18 protein-coding genes and 1 other RNA gene are annotated in these 20,010 nt (G+C 57.8%); 9 read left to right on the top strand and 10 right to left on the bottom strand.

The window, feature by feature from the left end; all coding sequences use genetic code 11:
• Positions 1-79: 79 nt before the first annotated feature.
• The 3 genes from L350_RS06390 to zapA form a co-directional block, all read right to left on the bottom strand.
• Positions 80-676: a 5-formyltetrahydrofolate cyclo-ligase gene (locus L350_RS06390; RefSeq protein ID WP_022649320.1), complete on the bottom strand. Its 597-nt coding sequence runs from the start codon at positions 674-676 to the stop codon at positions 80-82.
• Between the two features lie 24 nt (positions 677-700).
• A non-coding RNA gene (gene ssrS, locus L350_RS23490) (6S RNA) lies at positions 701-884 on the bottom strand.
• 41 nt (positions 885-925) lie between these two features.
• Positions 926-1,255: a cell division protein ZapA gene (gene zapA / locus L350_RS06395; protein ID WP_003860096.1), complete on the bottom strand. Its 330-nt coding sequence runs from the start codon at positions 1,253-1,255 to the stop codon at positions 926-928.
• 167 nt (positions 1,256-1,422) lie between these two features.
• On the opposite strand from zapA, the gene L350_RS06400 reads away from it, so the two are divergent.
• The 8 genes from L350_RS06400 (at position 1,423) to L350_RS06435 (ending at position 11,456) form a co-directional block, all read left to right on the top strand.
• On the top strand, positions 1,423-2,001 hold the full coding sequence (locus L350_RS06400) for a YecA/YgfB family protein (protein ID WP_003860099.1): 579 nt from the start codon (positions 1,423-1,425) through the stop codon (positions 1,999-2,001).
• A 31-nt stretch (positions 2,002-2,032) separates the two neighbouring features.
• Entirely contained in the window at positions 2,033-3,346 is a 1,314-nt protein-coding gene (gene pepP / locus L350_RS06405; RefSeq protein ID WP_144300346.1) for a Xaa-Pro aminopeptidase, read from the top strand.
• The gene (gene ubiH, locus L350_RS06410; protein ID WP_032626125.1) at positions 3,343-4,521 is read left to right on the top strand and encodes a 2-octaprenyl-6-methoxyphenyl hydroxylase; all 1,179 of its coding nucleotides are present in this window, start codon (positions 3,343-3,345) and stop codon (positions 4,519-4,521) included. The genes pepP and ubiH overlap by 4 nt, the downstream gene beginning before the upstream one ends.
• Before the next feature lie 12 nt (positions 4,522-4,533).
• On the top strand, positions 4,534-5,736 hold the full coding sequence (ubiI, locus tag L350_RS06415; protein WP_032626123.1) for an FAD-dependent 2-octaprenylphenol hydroxylase: 1,203 nt from the start codon (positions 4,534-4,536) through the stop codon (positions 5,734-5,736).
• Positions 5,737-6,133: 397 nt separating this feature from the next.
• Positions 6,134-7,228, top strand: a complete 1,095-nt coding sequence (gcvT, locus tag L350_RS06420; protein ID WP_032626120.1) for a glycine cleavage system aminomethyltransferase GcvT — start codon at positions 6,134-6,136, stop codon at positions 7,226-7,228.
• 23 nt (positions 7,229-7,251) lie between these two features.
• Positions 7,252-7,641 carry a glycine cleavage system protein GcvH gene (gene gcvH / locus L350_RS06425; protein ID WP_006811885.1) on the top strand — a complete coding sequence of 130 codons (390 nt, stop codon included), beginning with the start codon at positions 7,252-7,254 and terminating at the stop codon, positions 7,639-7,641.
• A 127-nt stretch (positions 7,642-7,768) separates the two neighbouring features.
• The gene (gene gcvP / locus L350_RS06430) at positions 7,769-10,642 is read left to right on the top strand and encodes an aminomethyl-transferring glycine dehydrogenase (protein ID WP_032626118.1); all 2,874 of its coding nucleotides are present in this window, start codon (positions 7,769-7,771) and stop codon (positions 10,640-10,642) included.
• A gap of 70 nt (positions 10,643-10,712) precedes the next feature.
• The gene (locus L350_RS06435; protein WP_032626114.1) at positions 10,713-11,456 is read left to right on the top strand and encodes an SDR family oxidoreductase; all 744 of its coding nucleotides are present in this window, start codon (positions 10,713-10,715) and stop codon (positions 11,454-11,456) included.
• Between the two features lie 2 nt (positions 11,457-11,458).
• On the opposite strand, the gene L350_RS06440 is transcribed toward L350_RS06435, so the two are convergent.
• The 6 genes from L350_RS06440 to L350_RS06465 all read right to left on the bottom strand — a co-directional run bounded on the left by L350_RS06440 (position 11,459) and on the right by L350_RS06465 (position 17,376).
• Positions 11,459-11,959 carry a protein disulfide oxidoreductase gene (locus L350_RS06440; RefSeq protein WP_032626112.1) on the bottom strand — a complete coding sequence of 167 codons (501 nt, stop codon included), beginning with the start codon at positions 11,957-11,959 and terminating at the stop codon, positions 11,459-11,461.
• The gene (locus L350_RS06445; protein ID WP_032626109.1) at positions 11,949-12,551 is read right to left on the bottom strand and encodes a DsbA family protein; all 603 of its coding nucleotides are present in this window, start codon (positions 12,549-12,551) and stop codon (positions 11,949-11,951) included. The genes L350_RS06440 and L350_RS06445 overlap by 11 nt, the downstream gene beginning before the upstream one ends.
• A gap of 1 nt (position 12,552) precedes the next feature.
• The gene (locus L350_RS06450; RefSeq protein WP_032626108.1) at positions 12,553-14,562 is read right to left on the bottom strand and encodes a protein-disulfide reductase DsbD family protein; all 2,010 of its coding nucleotides are present in this window, start codon (positions 14,560-14,562) and stop codon (positions 12,553-12,555) included.
• 48 nt (positions 14,563-14,610) lie between these two features.
• Positions 14,611-14,970: a hypothetical protein gene (locus L350_RS06455; protein WP_032626106.1), complete on the bottom strand. Its 360-nt coding sequence runs from the start codon at positions 14,968-14,970 to the stop codon at positions 14,611-14,613.
• 124 nt (positions 14,971-15,094) lie between these two features.
• Complete coding sequence (gene bglA, locus L350_RS06460) at positions 15,095-16,528, bottom strand: 6-phospho-beta-glucosidase BglA (protein ID WP_032626105.1); 1,434 nt, start codon at positions 16,526-16,528, stop codon at positions 15,095-15,097.
• A 116-nt stretch (positions 16,529-16,644) separates the two neighbouring features.
• On the bottom strand, positions 16,645-17,376 hold the full coding sequence (locus L350_RS06465; RefSeq protein ID WP_032626103.1) for a MurR/RpiR family transcriptional regulator: 732 nt from the start codon (positions 17,374-17,376) through the stop codon (positions 16,645-16,647).
• Positions 17,377-17,642: 266 nt separating this feature from the next.
• Here L350_RS06465 and L350_RS06470 point away from each other — a divergent pair, with 266 nt between their 5' ends.
• Complete coding sequence (locus tag L350_RS06470; RefSeq protein ID WP_022649307.1) at positions 17,643-18,302, top strand: PAQR family membrane homeostasis protein TrhA; 660 nt, start codon at positions 17,643-17,645, stop codon at positions 18,300-18,302.
• A gap of 523 nt (positions 18,303-18,825) precedes the next feature.
• Here the strand turns inward: L350_RS06470 and ygfZ are convergent.
• A complete protein-coding gene (ygfZ, locus tag L350_RS06475; RefSeq protein ID WP_032626101.1) occupies positions 18,826-19,806 on the bottom strand; it encodes a tRNA-modifying protein YgfZ in 981 nt (326 codons plus the stop codon).
• Positions 19,807-20,010 lie beyond the last annotated feature (204 nt).

The raw sequence follows: 20,010 nt of genomic DNA, 5'->3' as shown, positions 1-20,010 counted from the left end.
GGCGCTTACGCTTACCCGACACACAATGTCCGAGGATTTATGTAGGCCGGGTAAGGCGTAGCCGCCACCCGGCTTTGTTCTACCAGGTCCAGGTTTTACTGGGCGTCACCACCGCCGGCAACGGCACATCCCATTTCTCCACGGGTAATGCCTCCACGCCCTGACAATCATGCGCATAGCCCACCGGCTGCAATCCGTACTGCTGCCAGTTTTGTAGCGTTCTGTCGTAAAAACCACCGCCCATTCCCAGGCGCTGTCCCTGCTCGTCAAACGCCACCAGCGGCGTAATCAGCACATCCAGTTCAGATAGCGGCAGCACATCGCGCACGTCGAGTTTGGGTTCGGTGATTTTCAGACGATTCACCACCAGCTCGCTGTGCGGATGGTAGTGCAGAAACAGCAGATTGCCCCGGCTAAAGGGATGCAGCACCGGCAGATAAACTTTTTTCCCGGCGCGCCAGAGCTGGTCGATAAGCGGTTGGGTATCCAGCTCACCATCAAACGAAAGAAACAAGGCGACGGTGTTTGCCATCACCACAGGCGGATAGGCCATCATACGGGCGGCGGCCTGCTGGGCAAACTGTGCCTGTTGTTCGGCGCTTAAGGCACGACGACGCTGGCGAATGAGCTGACGGATATCCTGGCGTGAAGCAGAAACTTCAGGGAATTGAGTCATGGTTGTTGGTAGAAGAAGAGAGAGGGAATCTCCGAGATGCCGCCGCAGGCTGTAACCCTTGAACCCTTGGTTCAAGGTGAATGTGTCGTCATAGTTTTAAGGCTTCTCGGACGGACCGAGCATGCTCACCAACCATGGAGCGCCACATTCTTGTGGTATGAAATATCGGCTCAGGGGACTGGCCCGCTTGCAAACATCTCAGAGAAATTTTGTCTTCACAGTTACTCTACCATAGTCAACTGAGAAGTGTTATTCAAACTTTGGTCCCGGTCTTTCAGGACTGCGACCTTGATCAAGCAATGCCTGTTCAATGGTCTGCTGGAGCATTTTAATGCGCTGCTCCATGCTTGCCGCGTAATCGCGGGTCTTCGCTTTTTCCTGAGTCAGTTCATAGCTGATGTTCAACGCGGCGATGAAAACCAGCTGCTCAGTATTTGTGACTCTAGTGCGTTCTTTTAGATCTTGCAACCGCTGATTCAAATCGTCCGCAGCCTGATTCAAAGCATCCCTTTGTTCAGGCGGACAATTCACTCGCAGTGAACGGCCAAAAATCTGGAGATCGACGGGTTGTGCAGACATGCCACCTTCCTGCTGATTGACTGCGCTGCCTTCGCTTACTGCCCCGGGGGCTGCGAAGGGGCGACACTATAGCTACCCTGATGTGAAGATACAAGCCCTTTTCTGGTATCACCAGGGTCCAAAGTGGTAGCATATCATGAATATCCTCCCTTTGATGACGAATGCGTATGTCTATACAGAACGAAATGCCTGGTTACAAGGATTTAAACCAGTTACTGAACCAGCAGGGAGTCGGTCTAACCCCTGCCGAAATGCACGGTCTGATCAGCGGCATACTGTGCGGCGGAAACAGCGACAGCTCATGGCAGCCGCTGATCCACGACCTCACCAACGAAGGGCTGGCGTTTGGCCACGAACTGGCGGAAGCGCTGCGTAAAATGCACGCCGCAACCAGCGATTCCCTGGAAGACGATGGCTTTCTTTTTCAGCTTTATCTGCCTGAAGGCGACGATGTCAGCGTCTTCGATCGCGCTGATGCGCTCGCGGGTTGGGTAAACCACTATCTGCTTGGCCTGGGCGTAACCCAGCCTAAACTGGATAAAGTGACCGGCGAAGCGGGTGAAGCGATCGACGATCTACGTAACATCGCCCAGCTCGGCTACGATGAAGACGAAGACCAGGAAGAGCTGGAGATGTCTCTCGAAGAGATCATCGAGTACGTGCGCGTGGCGTCTCTGCTGTGCCACGACAACTTTACGCGCTCGCAGCCGACCGCGCCGGAAGTTCGCAAGCCAACATTACACTAAGAAAAATAACGCACAGGAGGGTGTCATGGTTATCTCCAGTCAAGAGTATTCTCGCCGTCGTCAGGCGCTGCTGGCAAAAATGCAGCCGGGAAGCGCTGCCCTGATTTTCGCCGCGCCGGAAGTGACGCGCAGCGCCGACAGCGAATACCCCTATCGCCAGAGCAGCGATTTCTGGTACTTCACCGGGTTTAACGAGCCGGAAGCGGTACTGGTGCTGATTAAAAGCAATGACACCCACAACCACAGCGTGATTTTCAACCGCGTGCGCGATCTGACCGCGGAAATCTGGTTTGGCCGCCGCTTAGGTCAGGAGGCGGCGCCGGGAAAACTGGGCGTGGATCGCGCGCTGGCCTACAGCGAAATCAACCAGCAGCTCTATCAACTGCTCAACGGCCTGGACGTGCTGTACCACGCGCAGGGTGAATACGCGTATGCGGATGAGATTGTTTTCACTGCGCTGGATAAGCTGCGTAAAGGCTCACGTCAGAATTTGTCTGCACCCGCGACCCTGACAGACTGGAGACCGGTAGTGCACGAGATGCGCCTGTTTAAGTCTGAAGAAGAGCTGAATGTGATGCGCCGCGCGGGCGAAATCAGCGCCCTGGCGCATACCCGTGCCATGGAAAAGTGCCGTCCCGGTATGTTCGAGTACCAGCTTGAAGGCGAAATTCACCATGAATTTAACCGTCACGGCGCGCGCTTCCCGTCCTATAACACCATCGTAGGCGGCGGGGAAAACGGCTGCATTCTGCACTACACCGAAAACGAAAGTGAACTGCACGACGGCGATCTGGTGCTGATTGACGCCGGCTGTGAATATCAGGGTTACGCGGGCGATATCACCCGTACCTTCCCGGTGAACGGTAAATTCACCCCAGCGCAGCGTGAAATCTATGACATCGTGCTTGAGTCTCTGGAGACCGCGCTGACGCTGTTCCGCCCGGGCACCTCCATCCAGGAGGTTACGGGCGAGGTGGTGCGCATCATGATTACCGGGCTGGTGAAGGTTGGCATTCTGAAAGGCGATGTGGACACCCTTATAACCGAAAACGCCCATCGCCCGTACTTTATGCATGGCCTGAGCCACTGGCTGGGGCTGGATGTGCATGACGTGGGGGCATACGGTCCGGAACGTTCGCGCGTGCTGGAGCCAGGCATGGTGCTGACCGTTGAGCCGGGGCTGTACATCGCGCCGGATGCCGACGTGCCGGAACAGTACCGCGGGATCGGCATTCGTATTGAAGATGACATCGTCATCACCGAAACCGGTAACGAAAACCTGACCGCGACCGTGGTGAAAAAAGCCGACGACATCGAGGCGCTGATGGCGGCGGCACGCGGATGAGCGTAATCATTGTTGGCGGAGGCATGACCGGCGCTACTCTGGCGTTGGCTATTTCGCAGTTAACCCAGGGCCAGCTTCCGGTGCATCTGGTTGAGGCGGTCGCGCCGCAGGCGACCGATCATCCCGGTTTCGACGCCCGCGCTATCGCGCTGGCGCAGGGAACCTGTCAGCAGCTTGCGCGTATTGGGATCTGGCAGGCGATAGCGGATTGCGCGACGGCGATCGGCACCGTTCACGTCAGCGATCGCGGGCATGCCGGGTTTGTGACGCTGGATGCCCACGATTACCGGATCGGGGCGCTGGGGCAGGTTGTCGAGCTGCATGACGTAGGGCTGCGGCTGTTCCGTCTGTTACAGAACGCGCCTGGCGTCACGCTGCACTGTCCGGCGCGCGTCGCCAGCTTTAGCCGCCGTGACGAAGCCGTCAGCGTGACGCTGGACAACGGCACCAGGCTGGAGGGGAAACTGCTGGTGGCGGCGGATGGTTCACGCTCCGCGATCGCCACGCAGTGCGGCGTCGAATTGCGCTCTGAACCCTATGGGCAGGTGGCGGTCATCGCTAACGTCTCTACGGCTGGCACGCATAACGGCAGGGCATTTGAGCGCTTCACTGAGCACGGCCCGCTGGCCATGCTGCCGATGTCGAACGGGCGCTGCTCGCTGGTGTGGTGCCATGCGCAGGACCGGGCCGATGAGGTTCTCTCCTGGTCCGACGAACGTTTTAGTACCGAGCTGCAGAAAGCCTTCGGCTGGCGGCTTGGGCGTATCACCCAGGCCGGAAAACGCGTGGCCTATCCGCTCGCGCTGACGACCGCATCGCAGACTGTCTCCCATCGCGTCGCTCTGGTCGGCAACGCCGCGCAGACGCTGCACCCCATCGCCGGGCAAGGCTTTAACCTTGGCCTGCGCGACGTGATGAGTCTGGCTGAACTACTGGCGCAGACGTGGAGCGTACAACAGGATTGTGGCGCATACTCAGTGCTGAGCCATTACCAGAAACGACGTCAGGCGGACAAAGCGGCGACCATTGGCGTTACCGACGGTTTAGTCCACCTGTTTGCCAATCGCTGGGCACCGCTGGTTGCGGGTCGCAACCTTGGGCTGATGGCGATGGAACTGTTCATTCCGGCACGTGACGTGCTGGCGCAGCGGACCCTGGGTTGGGTCGCGCGTTAAGGAGTAATCACCGTGCAAAATGTTGATGTCGCCATTGTCGGCGGCGGAATGGTAGGACTGGCGCTGGCCTGTGGTTTACAGGGCAGCGGCCTGCGCGTGGCGGTGCTTGAGCAAAATGTGCCGCAGCCTGTGGCGCAGGATGCACCGCCGGAGCTGCGCGTCTCGGCGATCAATGCCGCCAGCGAAAAGCTACTGACGCACCTTGGCGTCTGGTCTGAAATCGTGGCGCTGCGTGCCAGCTGTTATCATGGCATGGAAGTGTGGGATAAAGACAGCTTCGGCCATATCGCGTTTGACGATGAAAGCATGGGCTACAGCCACCTTGGGCACATCGTTGAAAACGCGGTGATCCACCACGCGCTGTGGCAAAAAGCGCAGCAGTGCAGCGACGTCACGCTGATCGCACCGGCGAAACTTCAGCAGGTGGCGTGGGGCGAAAACGACGCGTTTATCACTCTTGAAAGCGGCGACATGCTGACCGCGCGGCTGGTAGTGGGTGCCGACGGCGCCAATTCCTGGCTGCGTAACAAAGCGGATATTCCGCTGACCTTCTGGGATTACCGTCATCACGCCCTGGTTGCCACAATCCGCACCGAAGAGCCGCATGGCGGCGTGGCGCGCCAGATTTTCCACAATGATGGCATTCTGGCCTTCCTGCCGCTTGCCGATCCGCATCTCTGCTCCATCGTCTGGTCTTTAGAGCCGGAGAAAGCGCAGCAGATGCAGGAGGCGACGCCGGACGCCTTTAATCAGGCGCTATGCGTGGCGTTTGATAACCGTCTGGGCCTGTGCACGCTTGAAAGCGAACGCCAGGCGTTTCCGTTAACCGGTCGCTACGCGCGTCAGTTTGCGGCGCACCGTCTGGCGTTGGTGGGGGATGCGGCGCATACGATTCATCCGCTGGCCGGGCAGGGGGTGAACCTCGGTTTTATGGACGCGGCCGAGCTGGTTGAAGAGCTGCGTCGTCTGCATCGGGAAGGTAAAGATATTGGTCAGCATCTGTATCTGCGTCGCTACGAGCGCAGCCGCAAACACAGTGCGGCGATGATGCTGGCGGGTATGCAGGGCTTCCGCGAGCTATTTGCCGGAGCGAACCCGGCGAAAAAACTGCTGCGCGATATCGGCCTCAAACTGGCCGACACCCTTCCCGGCGTCAAACCGCAGCTTCTTCGTCAGGCAATGGGCCTTAACGATCTTCCCGACTGGTTACGTTAATCTCGATCCCCGTCACACTTTATTTTCCCGGCCTTCGCGCCGGGGAAATCTCCTCGTTTGAAATAATCTAATTTCACGTCATTTTTCGCATTAGAAAATCTAATCTTACTCTTTTTATGTTACGGAAATTCGGCCCGTTTTTCCGCACGAAATATCACCATCTGCTAAATCCTGTTAGCTCGATGTTAATTTTATGCGGGTTTAATCGCATTTTACCAGTGAATAACTCTGTAGGCTTTTCAGCGATTTTTGGTCATAAGCTAATGTGATGACCCGTTTTACCTTATGGTTAACCGCCGGTTTCGGTGGTAAGTTCAGGTAAAAGAGAACGTTTGCGTCGGCCCTCGATCGCGAGGTCGACACCGGGTTTCACGGTGAATTTTTCAACGAGGAAAAGATGGCTCAACAGACTCCTTTGTACGAACAGCACGTGTTATGCGGCGCCCGCATGGTGGACTTCCACGGCTGGATGATGCCGCTGCACTACGGCTCGCAGATTGATGAGCACCACGCGGTGCGCACCGATGCCGGTATGTTCGACGTGTCTCATATGACGATTGTCGACCTGCGCGGAAGCCGCACCCGGGAGTTTTTGCGTTATCTGCTGGCAAACGACGTCGCCAAACTAAAAACGCCGGGCAAAGCGCTCTATACCGGCATGCTCAATGCCTCTGGCGGCGTGATTGACGACCTCATCGTCTACTACTTCACCGAAGATTTCTTCCGCCTCGTTGTAAACTCCGCCACCCGCGAAAAAGACCTCTCCTGGATTTCCCAACACGCTGAACCTTACGCCATCGACATCACCGTTCGTGACGATCTGTCGCTGATTGCGGTGCAGGGGCCAAACGCCCAGGCGAAATCCGCGTCTCTGTTCAGCGACGAGCAGCGCAAAGCAACCGAAGGCATGAAGCCGTTCTTCGGCGTGCAGGCGGGGGATCTGTTTATCGCCACCACCGGCTACACCGGTGAAGCGGGCTACGAAATTGCAATGCCAAACGAAAAGGCCGCCGATTTCTGGCGTGCGCTGGTGGAGGCGGGTGTGAAGCCTGCGGGCCTGGGCGCGCGCGATACGCTGCGTCTGGAAGCGGGGATGAACCTCTACGGTCAGGAGATGGACGAAGGCGTCTCACCGCTGGCGGCCAACATGGGCTGGACCATCGCGTGGGAACCGGCTGACCGTGATTTTATTGGCCGTGAAGCGCTGGAGATGCAGCGCGAGAAGGGCACTGAACAGCTGGTTGGCCTGGTGATGAAAGAAAAAGGCGTTCTGCGCTGCGAGCTGCCGGTGCGCTTCACCGATGCCGATGGCAATCATCGCGAAGGCGTGATCACCAGCGGAACGTTCTCCCCGACGCTCGGCTACAGTATTGCACTGGCACGCGTGCCAGCGGGGATTGGCGAAACGGCGGTGGTGCAGATCCGCAACCGCGAAATGCCGGTCAACGTGACCAAACCGATTTTTGTTCGCGCCGGTAAGCCGGTCGCCTAACTATTTTTATCAGGAGAACTTCAATGAGCAATGTGCCAGCAGAACTGAAATACAGCAAAGAACACGAGTGGCTGCGCAAAGAGGCGGACGGCACTTACACCGTTGGGATCACCGAGCACGCGCAGGAACTGCTGGGCGACATGGTGTTTGTTGACCTGCCGGAAGTGGGCGCAACCGTGAGCGCAGGCGACGACTGTGCGGTGGCGGAATCCGTCAAAGCGGCCTCTGACATCTACGCTCCGGTGAGCGGTGAAATTGTTGCCGTGAACGACGCGCTGAGCGACTCCCCGGAGCTGGTGAACAGCGAGCCTTATGAAGGCGGCTGGATCTTTAAGATCAAAGCCAGCGACGAAGCGCAGGTTGCCGCGCTGCTGGATGCGACCGCGTACGAAGCACTACTGGAAGACGAATAACGTTGTGCCGGATGGCGCTGCGCTTATCCGGCCTACAGATCTACGTAGGCCCGGTAAGCGTTAGCGCCACCGGGCAACAGCGTTACAGATAATTACGATTCACTGCACGTTTCAGGAACCATCGCTCATGACACAGACTTTAAGCCAGCTTGAAAACCGTGGCGCCTTCATTGAACGTCACATTGGGCCGGATGCTCAGCAACAGCAGGAGATGCTGAAGACAGTTGGCGCGGATTCATTAAACGCACTGATCGGCCAGATCGTGCCAAAAGACATCCAGCTTGCCACACCGCCGCAGGTAGGCGAGTCCACGACGGAGTTCGCCGCGCTGGCGGAGCTGAAGGCCATCGCCGGCCTTAACAAGCGCTATAAGTCTTACATCGGCATGGGCTACACCAACGTGCAGTTACCGCCGGTGATCCTGCGTAACATGCTGGAAAACCCGGGCTGGTACACCGCTTACACCCCGTATCAGCCAGAAGTCTCCCAGGGCCGTCTGGAAGCGCTGCTGAACTTCCAGCAGGTGACGCTGGATCTGACCGGTATGGATATCGCCTCAGCCTCTCTGCTGGATGAAGCCACTGCCGCCGCTGAAGCGATGGCGATGGCGAAGCGCGTGAGCAAGCTGAAAAACGCCAACCGCTTCTTCGTCGCGGCGGACGTGCATCCCCAGACGCTGGACGTGGTGCGCACCCGTGCGGAAACCTTCGGCTTTGAGGTGATTGTCGACGACGCTGACAAAGTGCTGGATCACCAGGACGTCTTCGGCGTGCTGTTACAGCAGGTGGGCACCACCGGGGAAGTGCATGATTACAGCGCGCTGATCGCCGAGCTCAAATCCCGTAAGGTTATTGTTAGCGTCGCCGCTGATTTTATGGCGCTGGTGCTGCTGACGGCGCCAGGTAAACAGGGCGCGGATATTGTCTTCGGCTCAGCGCAACGCTTCGGCGTGCCGATGGGCTACGGCGGCCCGCACGCGGCGTTCTTTGGCGCGAAAGATGAATTTAAACGTTCCATGCCAGGCCGTATTATCGGCGTATCGAAAGATGCCGCCGGTAACACCGCGCTGCGCATGGCGATGCAGACCCGCGAGCAGCATATCCGCCGCGAGAAAGCGAACTCCAACATCTGTACCTCGCAGGTGCTGCTGGCTAACATTGCCAGCTTATACGCGGTGTTCCACGGTCCGGCAGGTCTGAAACGCATTGCCAGCCGCATCCACCGTCTGGCCGATATCCTGGCCTGCGGTCTGCAACAGAAAGGTCTCAGACTGCGTCATGAGCACTACTTCGACACCCTGTGCGTCGAGGTGGCAGACAAAGCGGCCGTGCTGGCGCGCGCCGAGGCAGCACAAATCAACCTGCGCAGCGACATTCACAATGCGGTCGGTATTACGCTGGACGAAAGCACCACCCGTGACGATATCCTGACCCTGTTCAGCGTATTGCTGGGTGACGCACAGGGTCTGGACGTTGATACGCTCGACAAAGAGGTTGCGCTCGACAGCCGCGCCATTCAGGAAAGCATGCTGCGCGACGACGCGATCCTGACTCACCCGGTGTTCAACCGCTATCACAGCGAAACCGAGATGATGCGTTACATGCACTCTCTGGAACGTAAAGATCTGGCGCTGAACCAGGCGATGATCCCGCTGGGCTCCTGCACCATGAAGCTGAACGCCGCGGCTGAGATGATCCCAATCACCTGGCCTGAATTCTCCGAGCTGCACCCGTTCTGCCCGGCTGAGCAGGCGGAAGGTTATCACATGATGATCAACCAGCTCTCCGACTGGCTGGTGAAGCTGACCGGGTACGACGCGCTCTGCATGCAGCCGAACTCCGGTGCGCAGGGTGAATACGCCGGTCTGCTGGCGATCCGTCACTATCACGAAAGCCGCAACGAAGGCCACCGCGATATCTGTCTGATCCCAAGCTCTGCCCACGGCACCAACCCGGCCTCTGCCCAGATGGCAGGGATGGAAGTGGTGGTCGTGGCGTGCGACAAAAACGGCAACATCGATCTGGCCGACCTGCGCGCCAAAGCAGAGCAGGCAGGCGACAAACTCTCCTGCATCATGGTGACCTACCCGTCCACCCACGGCGTGTACGAAGAAACGATCCGTGAAGTGTGTGAAGTGGTGCATCAGTTCGGCGGCCAGGTTTACCTCGACGGCGCAAACATGAACGCCCAGGTGGGCATTACCTCTCCGGGCTTTATTGGCGCGGACGTGTCGCACCTCAACCTGCATAAAACGTTCTGTATTCCGCACGGCGGCGGCGGCCCGGGCATGGGCCCAATCGGCGTCAAAGCGCACCTGGCACCGTTTGTGCCAGGCCATAGCGTGGTGCAGATTGAAGGCATGCTGACCCGTCAGGGCGCGGTCTCCGCGGCACCGTTCGGCAGCGCCTCTATCCTGCCAATCAGCTGGATGTACATCCGCATGATGGGCGCGGAAGGGCTCAAGCAGGCCAGCCAGGTGGCGATCCTCAACGCCAACTACATCGCAACACGTCTGAAAGACGCCTATCCGGTGCTCTACACCGGCCGCGATGGTCGCGTGGCGCACGAATGCATCCTCGATATTCGTCCTCTGAAAGAAGAGACGGGCATCAGCGAGCTGGATATTGCCAAGCGTCTGATCGACTACGGCTTCCACGCGCCAACCATGTCCTTCCCGGTTGCAGGAACTCTGATGGTTGAGCCGACCGAGTCTGAAAGCAAGGTGGAGCTGGATCGCTTTATCGACGCGATGCTGGCGATCCGCAGCGAAATCGACCGCGTGAAAGGCGGGGAATGGACGCTGGAAGATAACCCCCTGGTTAACGCGCCGCATACCCAGAACGAACTGGTGGCAGAGTGGAACCACGGTTATACCCGCGAGCTGGCTGTCTTCCCGGCAGGTGTAGCAAACAAATACTGGCCAACCGTGAAACGTCTTGATGATGTTTACGGCGACCGTAACCTGTTCTGCTCCTGCGTGCCGATGAGCGAATACCAGTAACGTTGTTCCTGTAGTAACGTAGGCCGGGTAAGGCGAAGCCGCCACCCGGCTTTTTTATTGGGAGAAAAGAATGGCAATTGCATTGGTCACCGGCGCCAGCCGGGGTATTGGTAAAGCCACCGCGCTACAGCTGGCAAGCGAAGGCTACACCGTTGCGGTGAATTTTCATCACAACATCAAAGCCGCGACAGAGGTTATTAATCAGATCGTGGACGCGGGCGGTAAGGCCTTTGCCGTGTGCGCGGATATCAGCGATGAATCGCAGGTGATGGCGATGTTCGACTGCATCGATCGCGAAGGTGAGCCGCTCGCCGCGCTGGTGAACAACGCCGGGATTTTGTTTGAACAATCCTCCATCGAAAACCTCTCCGCTGAACGTATTAACCGCGTGCTGTCCACCAACGTCACTGGCTATTTTCTCTGCTGCCGTGAGGCGGTGAAACGCATGTCGCATAAACACGGCGGCAAGGGCGGCGCGATTGTGAATGTCTCCTCGGCGGCCTCACGACTGGGCGCTCCGGGGGAGTATGTGGATTATGCTGCCTCCAAAGGGGCCGTGGATTCCCTGACAACCGGCCTCGCGCTGGAGGTGGCGGCGCAGGGCATTCGCGTTAACTGCGTGCGGCCAGGCCTGATTTATACCGATATTCACGCCTCCGGCGGCGAGCCGGGGCGTGTGGATCGGGTGAAGTCGATGTTACCGATGCAGCGTGGCGGTCAGCCGGAGGAGGTCGCCCAGGCCATTACCTGGCTGCTGAGCGACAAAGCCTCCTATGTCACCGGTAGCTTCCTGGAGCTGGCTGGCGGGAAGTAACGCTACGACGCCAGCCACAGCCGCAGGCGCATTCCCCAGCCGCTGGTCCAGCCGGTGGTGATCGACTTCACTTCACCGTGAGAGATCACCACAAGCGTTGGCGTCACCTGAACGTCCCACTGACGCGCCAGTTCTCCGCTGGCGTCGTTGACCGTGGGCATCATCGCCTTCTTCTTTCTCATCCATGTTTCGAGCGTCGCGTTATCGCCCGAGCGCAGCGCAACCGACATCACGTTACCCCCGTCCGCGGCAATCGCCGCCACCGACGGCGTGGTGTAGCGGCAGACGCCGCACCATGTCGCCCAGACGTAGACCAGCAGCGGTCGCTCTTTACTCATGGCGATAAGATCGACGGGCTGACCGTCGAGGGTGTGCAGTGCCGTCGCGGAGAAATTCTGCGGCAGCGCGGGCTGGCGGAAATAGTCCACCGCCAGGCTCACGGCTACGCCAATCAGCAGCCACACGGCCAGCTCGCGCAGCAGGCGCGGAAGCTTACTTGCCACGGGCGTTCGCCAGCTGTTCTTTGACCAGCCCCTCCAGATCGTCATACGGGATTGCGCCCGCCACCATCTGGTCACCGATGATGGTCGCCGGGGTGCCCTGAATATTCAGCACCTGCGCCAGGATCAGGTTCATCTTTACGCTGTCCATAGTTTTATCATCGGTTTTAATGCTGTCCGTCCCGGTCTTCACCTGCGCGGCGGCGATGCTGGCGTCATCGTGATAGCCCTTTTTCATCATCAGCCGCTGGTGTAGTGCCCAGAATTGATCCGGCGCCTGCTGCCACGTTGAGAGCGCCGCTTTCGCGGCATTTACCGAGCTTTGTCCCTTGAACGGCAGCAGTTTGATGATGAGCTGCACGTCGGGATTATCGTGCACGATTTTCTCCAGCATTGGGTCGAACTGCTTGCAATACGGGCAGTTGTAGTCTGTGAAGGAGACGATGGTGAGCTTCGGCGATGTCGCTCCGGTTCGCGGGCTGTTGGGGTCGTTAAACAGCAGTTTTGCCAGCTGGTCGTTGGAAGCGTCATCTGACGGTGCGGCGAAACCGAACGTTGATAACGACTGCAGAAGTAAGGCAACAAAGGCTCTCATGTTATTTTCCTTTTGCATCGGACAGGGTGCTCAGCACCGCTTCGCGGCTTAACAACGCAGGCAGCACGTGGCCCTGAGGTAATCCCGGTCCGTAGATCTGGTTAAACGGCACGGCGGCGCTGCCGCGCGTGGTTAAAAACTGGCTGATGGTATCTGAGGGGCGGCTCCAGTCGCCGCGCAGGGCGACAACGTCCGGGGCGGAGAGCGCGACCTGCACGTCGTCGCGCAGCAGAACGTTGTATTTATTGGCTTTACAGGTCACGCACCAGTCGGCGGTCACGTCGACGAACACCCGTTTGTTCTCCGCCAGCGCGCGGGCAATGGCCTGCTCGCTGAGCGGCTGCCAGTGAATACGATCGCGGCGGGAGCCCTCGCCGCCGGAGCCGGAAACAAACGCGACTACCCCGGCCACCAGTACAGCTAATACCCCGGCGCGCAGTGCCGTTTGCCAGCGGTAGCGCCAGGCGGTGACCAGCAGCAGCGCAAGGATCAGTAGCACGCCCAGCGTAATGACCGGCAGGCTGCCAATGTGCACCGTCAGCAGGCTCAGCAGCCACAGCGATGAGCCGAGCATCATCATCCCCAGCACTACGCGTACAACGTTCATCCAGCGCCCCGGACGCGGCAACCGCTGGGCCAGCCCCGGCCAGGCCGCCACCAGCAGCCACGGCAGGCTCATGCCGATACCCATCGCCAGGAAGATCCCCCACAGCAGGGGAAGCGGTGCCGCCAGCGCGACCGAGACCGCCGTCCCCAGGAACGGCGCGGTGCAGGGTGTCGCCAGCAGCGTGGCAAACGCGCCTTGCCAGAAATGACCCGCAAGCCCGTTGCCGCCGCGCGTGGCGAGGAAGGTGCTGGCGCCGGAAGGGAGACGGATTTCAAACAACCCCAGCAGGCTGGCGCTGAAGAGCACCATTACCAGCGCCATCGCGGCAATAAACCACGGGTTCTGGAACTGGATCCCCCAGCCGAGCGCCTGATTGCCTAAACGTAATACCGTCATCATCAGCGCCAGTGCGAGGAACGAGATCACGATCCCGGCTACCGATGCAAGAAACTGCCTGCGCACCTGACCGCGCGCCTGCCGTTCGGTTTGCATCAGCGTGCCCAGCTTCATGGCCAGCACCGGCAGCACGCAGGGCATAACGTTGAGGATCAGGCCACCAGCCAGCGCCATCAGCAGCACCCAGCCTAACGGGAGCGTCGGCGCGGCGTTCCCCGGCTGAATGCTCAGGCTGGACTCCTGCGCCTGCCCGCTATCGGCCAGAACCAGTGACAGGGTTTTGCCGCTGAGGTTGGGCGCGGCCTCGCCCCAGCTGTCCATCACGGGCACGGTGGCGACCAGCGAATCACCGCGCACGGTGAGGGCCGGTTTGCCGAAATCAACATCATCCATACCGTCGATAAACAGCGACGGCGCCTGCCAGCCTGCGTCACGCTGCGCCGTTACGGTCAGCTTGCCGGGGGCATAGGTGGCGTTAAGCGTTGAGGTCAACCCGCCGCTGAGCGGAAGGGTGCCCATGGCCCGACTGAAATCGTAATCAAAACCGGCGCCTGCGGATGCGGTCATGTTCAGCGAAAACGGGTAGTCGGTAAGAATACAGACGTTGCTACAGGTGGAGAGCGTCAGCACGCCGCTCAGGATCGTCGGGACGTCGCCCCGCAGAGTGAGGGGAAAGCTGACATCGCCGTGATAGCCCTGCGTGGTGATGCCCGCGACGTCGAAACGCTGCGGCACAGGCCAGCGCCAGATCGCCTCGACGGGCTGATGCCATTTAATCGCGGGTGCGACGCCGCCTTCGCCCGGCGAGCGCCAGTAGGTTTTCCAGCCTTTTTGCAGGGTGACGTCCAGCAGCAGGCGGGTTTCGCCAGTGCTTTCAGGTTGCGCACGCAGCCTGACGCTGGCGTGCTGATTATCGGCGGCGCGCAGCCAGCCGCTGTCGGCAGCCTGGCTGAGGGGCAGCCATAGCCAAAGCAGGCAGACCAGCAGTCGCCTGAATACAGTAAACATAAATTTTCTCCGTAAATGATGAATTAACCTGAGGTAACAGGCGAAGGCTCATTCACGGAAGACGCATAATCGCAGATGCACCCTTAACCGGGGCGGGGTGATAACGCGGGGAGGCCACTGCCGTTCGCGGCGCGGTGGACTGGCTGCCAGCAACGCAAGCAGCAGGGTGACGGCAATCAGGGCGCCTTCAAACAAAACAGGCGGGACCGACATCAGCGACTTGGCGCTTAGCTCACACGGGGTTACCGGTGCGTCGGCACTCTCCTGCCCCTGCTGAACAGACTGGCTCGTGGCGGTGACGTTCATGACAAGCGCGTGCATCCCGGCCATCCGCTGGGCGGTACATATCAGTACCACCAGGCAGGCCAGGGCTACAAGCAGGATAGCGTTGCGTTGTCGCTTAATCATGTTCGCCTCAAATATTCAGGATGCCTATATTATCGGGCGAACATATTTTGGCAACGCAAAAGCTGTAAAGAAGTGTCTGGAAGATAAGCAGTTTGCCCTCTCCGCTTGCAGAGAGGGCAAGCCATTACAGCGTTTCGCCGTTGCTGGCAATGACGGTTTTATACCACTCAAAGCTCTTCTTACGGGAGCGGGACATGTCACCGGTGCCGTCGTCGTGCTTGTTGACGTAGATAAAGCCGTAGCGCTTGCTGTACTGGCCGGTGGTGAAGGAGACGCAGTCGATGCAGCCCCACGGGGTGTAGCCCATCAGATCCACGCCGTCGTACGTCACGGCCTTCATCATCTCTTCCACGTGGGCGCGCAGGTAGTCGATGCGGTAGTCATCGTTGATGCTGCCGTCTTCTTCCACTTTGTCGTAGGCGCCGAAACCGTTCTCCACGATAAACAGCGGCTTCTGATAGCGCTCGTACAGTTCGCACAGTGAATAACGCAGGCCCACAGGGTCAATCTGCCAGCCCCAGTCGGACGCCTTGACGTGTGGGTTCGGCACGCTGCCCTCGAAGCCGGAAATGGCGTCACCGGTGCCGCCTTCCGCTTTGACCGCGTTGGTCATGTAGTAGCTGAAACCTAAGTAATCGCAGGTGCCTTCACGCAGGATCTGCTCGTCGCCTGCTTCCATTTTGATGGAGAAGCCACGGCGTTCCCACTCGTTCAGCACGTAAGACGGGTAGTAGCCGCGTAGCTGTACGTCGGTAAAGACGTAGCGCTCGCGCATGGATTCCTGAGCGAACATCACATCTTCTGGCTTGCAGGAGTACGAATAGAGCGCCACCATCGCCAGCATGCAGCCGACTTTCATCTCCGGGTTAATGCGGCGGGCGGCTTCCACCGCCAGCGCGCTGGCCACGAACTGGTGGTGCAGCACCTGGTACATGGTCTCTTCCGGGTTGTCGTGCTCGGTATAGACCACGCCAGAGCAGCAGTAGCCGAACAGCGGCGCACGCCAGTTGCGCTGGTTGTTGATTTCGTTGAAGGTCATCCAGTATTTGACCTTATTTTTGTAGCGCTCAAATACCACTTCCGAGAAGCGTACAAAGAAATCGACTACTTTACGGTTGGTCCATCCGCCGTATTCCTGAACGAGGTGCAGCGGCATTTCAAAGTGGGAGAGGGTGATCACCGGCTCGATGTTGTACTTCAGCAGTTCATCGAACATGTCGTCGTAAAACTTCAGCCCCTCTTCGTTTGGCTGAGTTTCGTCGCCTTTCGGGAAGATGCGCGTCCAGGCGATAGAGGTACGGAAACATTTGAAGCCCATCTCGGCAAACAGCTTGATGTCTTCTTTGTAATGGCCGTAAAAGTCGACGGCTTCGTGGTTCGGGTAATATTTGCCTTCAATCACTTCCTGCGTGATTTCTCGCGGAACGCCGTGTGCGCCGCCGGTGAGCACGTCGCAAATGCTTGGCCCTTTGCCGCCTTTGTTCCAGCCGCCTTCAACCTGGTGCGCCGCCACCGCGCCGCCCCATAAAAAATCTTTCGGTAAAGTGAGTTTTTTCATCTTTGCTATTCTCAATTTAGGACTTATTGATTTCGAGTCTAGCAAAGCGGAAATAAATGTCACGATATAACATTTTGCGGAAATTGTAATTTGTCACATCAAAAAAACAGGATGTTTTATTCTGTTAATTTCTTCGCCAGTTTCCGGCCTAATGATTCCAGAATATAGATGACGGGGATTTGGGTGGTTATATCGTAAACGCCGCCTATGCGCGTTTGGGGGACATGCCAGGAGAGATTAAAGTCCGCCAGTTTCGCGAGACGAGAATGTTCGTGGCTGGTGACAGAGAGCACCTTGCAGCGATGCAGGCTGAACTGGCTGGCGAAGCGCAGGATTTCCTCGGTTTCTCCGGAGACGGAAAGTACAATGGCCAGTGCATTTTTAGCCATATCGTTAGTGACCGGGAAATAAGGATCGTCGATATGGTTGCTGAATTTCCCGATATTTGAAAAGAAACGTGCGCCATATTTTGCCAGCGATCCGGACGTGCCTGCGCCAACAAAAATAATTCGTTCAGATGATAAAATAATATCGACGGCTTTATCTAATAACGCATCGAACTCTTGGTTATTTACGCTTTTAAAGAAGCTGATAATTTCACTGGCACCAAAATTCGCCTGCTGCGGCTCGTTCTGCTCCAGATAGAGTTTAAAGCGCACCCGAAATTCCGAGTAGCCTTCGCAGTTGAGCTTTCGGCAGAAGCGCAGGATAGTAGTGGTAGAGACTCCCGCCGCATCCGCCAGCTCGCGGATGGTCATGTACATCACTTTGTCACGGTTCTTAATGACATAGTTGTAGACCATCATTTCCAGATTGTTGAGGCTGGCAATGGCGGAATGGCTGAACATACTCACAATGGCTAAACTCGCTGTCGGACACTATCCCTGAAGCATACCATGATGACGAAGGGTGAGAGACGGATTTATCTCCTTGATTACTCAGGTGTTAATGAAATCATTTACACCTGTGCGGTGGGTTTGGTTTGTATTTGTTTGATTTATAAAGATAAATTCTTATTGGGGATTTATTTTAGCTAACAGGTGTTCACTGGAATCATTCTCAGTTAGCATAGACTGGCGATGAATAATCATCTTTTGTTTTCCCGGAGTTAAGTATGGTGAGCAGACCATTAATCGCACAGGGATATTCGCTGGCTGAGGAAGTAGCCAACAGTATAAGCCATGGCATTGGCCTGGTGTTTGGGATTGTCGGCTTAGTATTGCTGTTGGTGCAGGCGGTAGATACCAACGCCAGCGCGATGGCCATTACCAGCTACAGCCTGTATGGCGGGAGTATGATCCTGCTTTTCCTTGCCTCAACGCTGTATCACGCTATTCCGCATCAACGGGCGAAGATATGGCTCAAGAAATTTGACCACTGCGCAATCTATCTTCTCATTGCAGGCACCTACACGCCATTTTTGCTGGTGGGGCTCAACTCACCGCTGTCGCGTGGCCTGATGATTGTAATCTGGAGCCTGGCGCTGCTGGGGATCCTGTTCAAGCTGACCATCGCGCACCGGTTCAAAGTGCTGTCGCTGGTCACCTATCTGACAATGGGCTGGCTGTCGCTGATTGTGGTGTATCAGTTAGCCATTAAGCTGGCGGTGGGGGGCGTGACGCTTCTGGCGGTGGGCGGAGTGATCTACTCGCTGGGCGTGATTTTCTACGTCTGCAAGCGTATCCCGTACAACCATGCCATCTGGCACGGCTTTGTGCTGGGCGGCAGCGTGTGCCACTTTCTGGCAATTTATCTGTATGTTGGTCAGGTGTAGTTTTTTTGTAAGGTGCGGTCTGATGCCCTCACCCCGACCCTCTCCCACAGGGCTGAGGGATCCCCAGTAATTTTTTTATGCAGAAGCAATAAAGTTGCTTTCTAAATGACTGAGGGCTGTCAGCGATGCCCTGGTCCGGCTGTAAATCGCTGAGGCGTTTGCCTTCCGGCCGGGGCGAGGCGCAGGGATGCGCCGAGAGGGCGGCTTTACAGGGACGTTGCCTCCGCCCGTACCCGATAAGCCGGAAGGAATAAGCCGAGGGCACCGCGAAGCGGCGATTTACCGCCGGGAGCCCGGGTCGCCAGGGTGGTGGCGACTGAGCCACCCTGGCACGTTCACCGGTCATGTCGTTACAGAGTAGCAAGGAACATAAAGTGAACGGAATGACCACCACCGCCGTATGTTCCCCTCACCCTAACCCTCTCCCCGGAGGGGCGAGGGGATTGCTCAGTGCTCGCATTAATTTGTGGGGAACCCTCAGCCCACAGGGAGAGGGTGAATATCAACACCGGGCGATACAGCATCAATCTTCCAGTGAATACGGCAGCGGCTCAATGCTGAGCGTGTTTGCATCGTCCCGCACGCGGAACACGCTGTCGGGCTCCATATCATTATTCATGACAACCTGCACCAGCAGGCGGCCATCATCGAGCTGGACGGCGGCTAACACGGTGCCGGTACGGCGCCAGTTTTCGCCCATCTTCATCTCGAGATCTTCACCCGCTTCCGGCACACGGCTGGCGTGACCAGCCAGCGTCCACAGGGCACGTTTGTTCGCGCCGCGGAATTTCGCACGCGCCACCATTTCCTGTCCGGTGTAGCAGCCCTTCTTAAAGCTGATACCACCCAGCGCCTGGATGTTTGTCGCCTGCGGGATAAACTGCGCGCTGTTTGCCGCGTCAATAACCGGCAGGCCCGCTTCGATGTTCAGCGCCAGCCACTGCTGGCTGTTGTTGAGCTGTGCTTCACCGCGCAGGGCGTCAGTGACGCGTTCCGCCGTTGCTTCGTCGGTTACCAGCAAGAAGCGCTCCGCAGGGTGTTCGAACCACAGAATGGAGGTTTCTCCCTCGCTGATCAGCTGTTTTCCGGCATCCGGTAGCTCGGCAAACAGGTTTTTCAGCGCTGCACGCGCCTGGAAACCCGCGACCCCCAGCAGAACGTGTTCATCGTCCGGGGCGATGGTGACTTTAGAAAAGACCGCGTATTTTTTCAGCTCTTTAAGCTGGGCATCACGCAGGCTGCGACGCTCAATGAAGGCGAATCCGTCCTGACGGCGGAACAGACGCAGGTTGCTCCACATTTTGCCTTTTGGATCGCAATGCGCGGCCAGCAGATGCTGGTGCTCAGTCAACTGCGCCACGTCCGCCGTGACCTGGCCTTGCAGGTATTTTTCGCTGTCCGCACCGGTCAGTGTCGCCAGTGCCCAGTCATCAAGAGTAATCAGCGTCAGCGGCAGACGCGCAGAGGCGGCGGGCTGGCGAGGAGAAAATGGTGTAAATGCCATAGTGATGTCCTGAATTGCTTAACGCTTTGATAATACCTAATGGTAAAAGAGACTGTATTCAATGCAAGCGCTTTCAGCAGGCCATTCGTGCCATTACGCGGTTATGCGTGGCGCTACGCAAAATAGTGTAATCCGCTGTCTTTATAAGGATTATTCAGGAAGCTTGCTCGAGGTTCGCAATATTCCAGTAAAGAAACGGTCAAA

This window comes from Enterobacter sp. MGH 4 (assembly GCF_000534735.1).
GTDB lineage: Bacteria > Pseudomonadota > Gammaproteobacteria > Enterobacterales > Enterobacteriaceae > Enterobacter > Enterobacter intestinihominis.
This window is presented reverse-complemented; position numbering and strand designations above follow the sequence as displayed.

Excerpts from the sequence above, each read along its gene's own strand:
- gcvH (WP_006811885.1), top strand. The coding sequence starts at position 7,252 with ATGAGCAATGTGCCAGCAGAACTGAAATACAGCAAAGAACACGAGTGG.
- zapA (WP_003860096.1), bottom strand. The coding sequence starts at position 1,255 with ATGTCTGCACAACCCGTCGATCTCCAGATTTTTGGCCGTTCACTGCGA.
- L350_RS06445 (WP_032626109.1), bottom strand. The coding sequence starts at position 12,551 with ATGAGAGCCTTTGTTGCCTTACTTCTGCAGTCGTTATCAACGTTCGGT.
- L350_RS06450 (WP_032626108.1), bottom strand. The coding sequence starts at position 14,562 with ATGTTTACTGTATTCAGGCGACTGCTGGTCTGCCTGCTTTGGCTATGG.
- gcvP (WP_032626118.1), top strand. The coding sequence starts at position 7,769 with ATGACACAGACTTTAAGCCAGCTTGAAAACCGTGGCGCCTTCATTGAA.
- L350_RS06435 (WP_032626114.1), top strand. The coding sequence starts at position 10,713 with ATGGCAATTGCATTGGTCACCGGCGCCAGCCGGGGTATTGGTAAAGCC.
- bglA (WP_032626105.1), bottom strand. The coding sequence starts at position 16,528 with ATGAAAAAACTCACTTTACCGAAAGATTTTTTATGGGGCGGCGCGGTG.
- ygfZ (WP_032626101.1), bottom strand. The coding sequence starts at position 19,806 with ATGGCATTTACACCATTTTCTCCTCGCCAGCCCGCCGCCTCTGCGCGT.
- gcvT (WP_032626120.1), top strand. The coding sequence starts at position 6,134 with ATGGCTCAACAGACTCCTTTGTACGAACAGCACGTGTTATGCGGCGCC.
- L350_RS06400 (WP_003860099.1), top strand. The coding sequence starts at position 1,423 with ATGTCTATACAGAACGAAATGCCTGGTTACAAGGATTTAAACCAGTTA.
- L350_RS06465 (WP_032626103.1), bottom strand. The coding sequence starts at position 17,376 with ATGTTCAGCCATTCCGCCATTGCCAGCCTCAACAATCTGGAAATGATG.
- L350_RS06455 (WP_032626106.1), bottom strand. The coding sequence starts at position 14,970 with ATGATTAAGCGACAACGCAACGCTATCCTGCTTGTAGCCCTGGCCTGC.
- L350_RS06470 (WP_022649307.1), top strand. The coding sequence starts at position 17,643 with ATGGTGAGCAGACCATTAATCGCACAGGGATATTCGCTGGCTGAGGAA.
- ubiH (WP_032626125.1), top strand. The coding sequence starts at position 3,343 with ATGAGCGTAATCATTGTTGGCGGAGGCATGACCGGCGCTACTCTGGCG.
- L350_RS06390 (WP_022649320.1), bottom strand. The coding sequence starts at position 676 with ATGACTCAATTCCCTGAAGTTTCTGCTTCACGCCAGGATATCCGTCAG.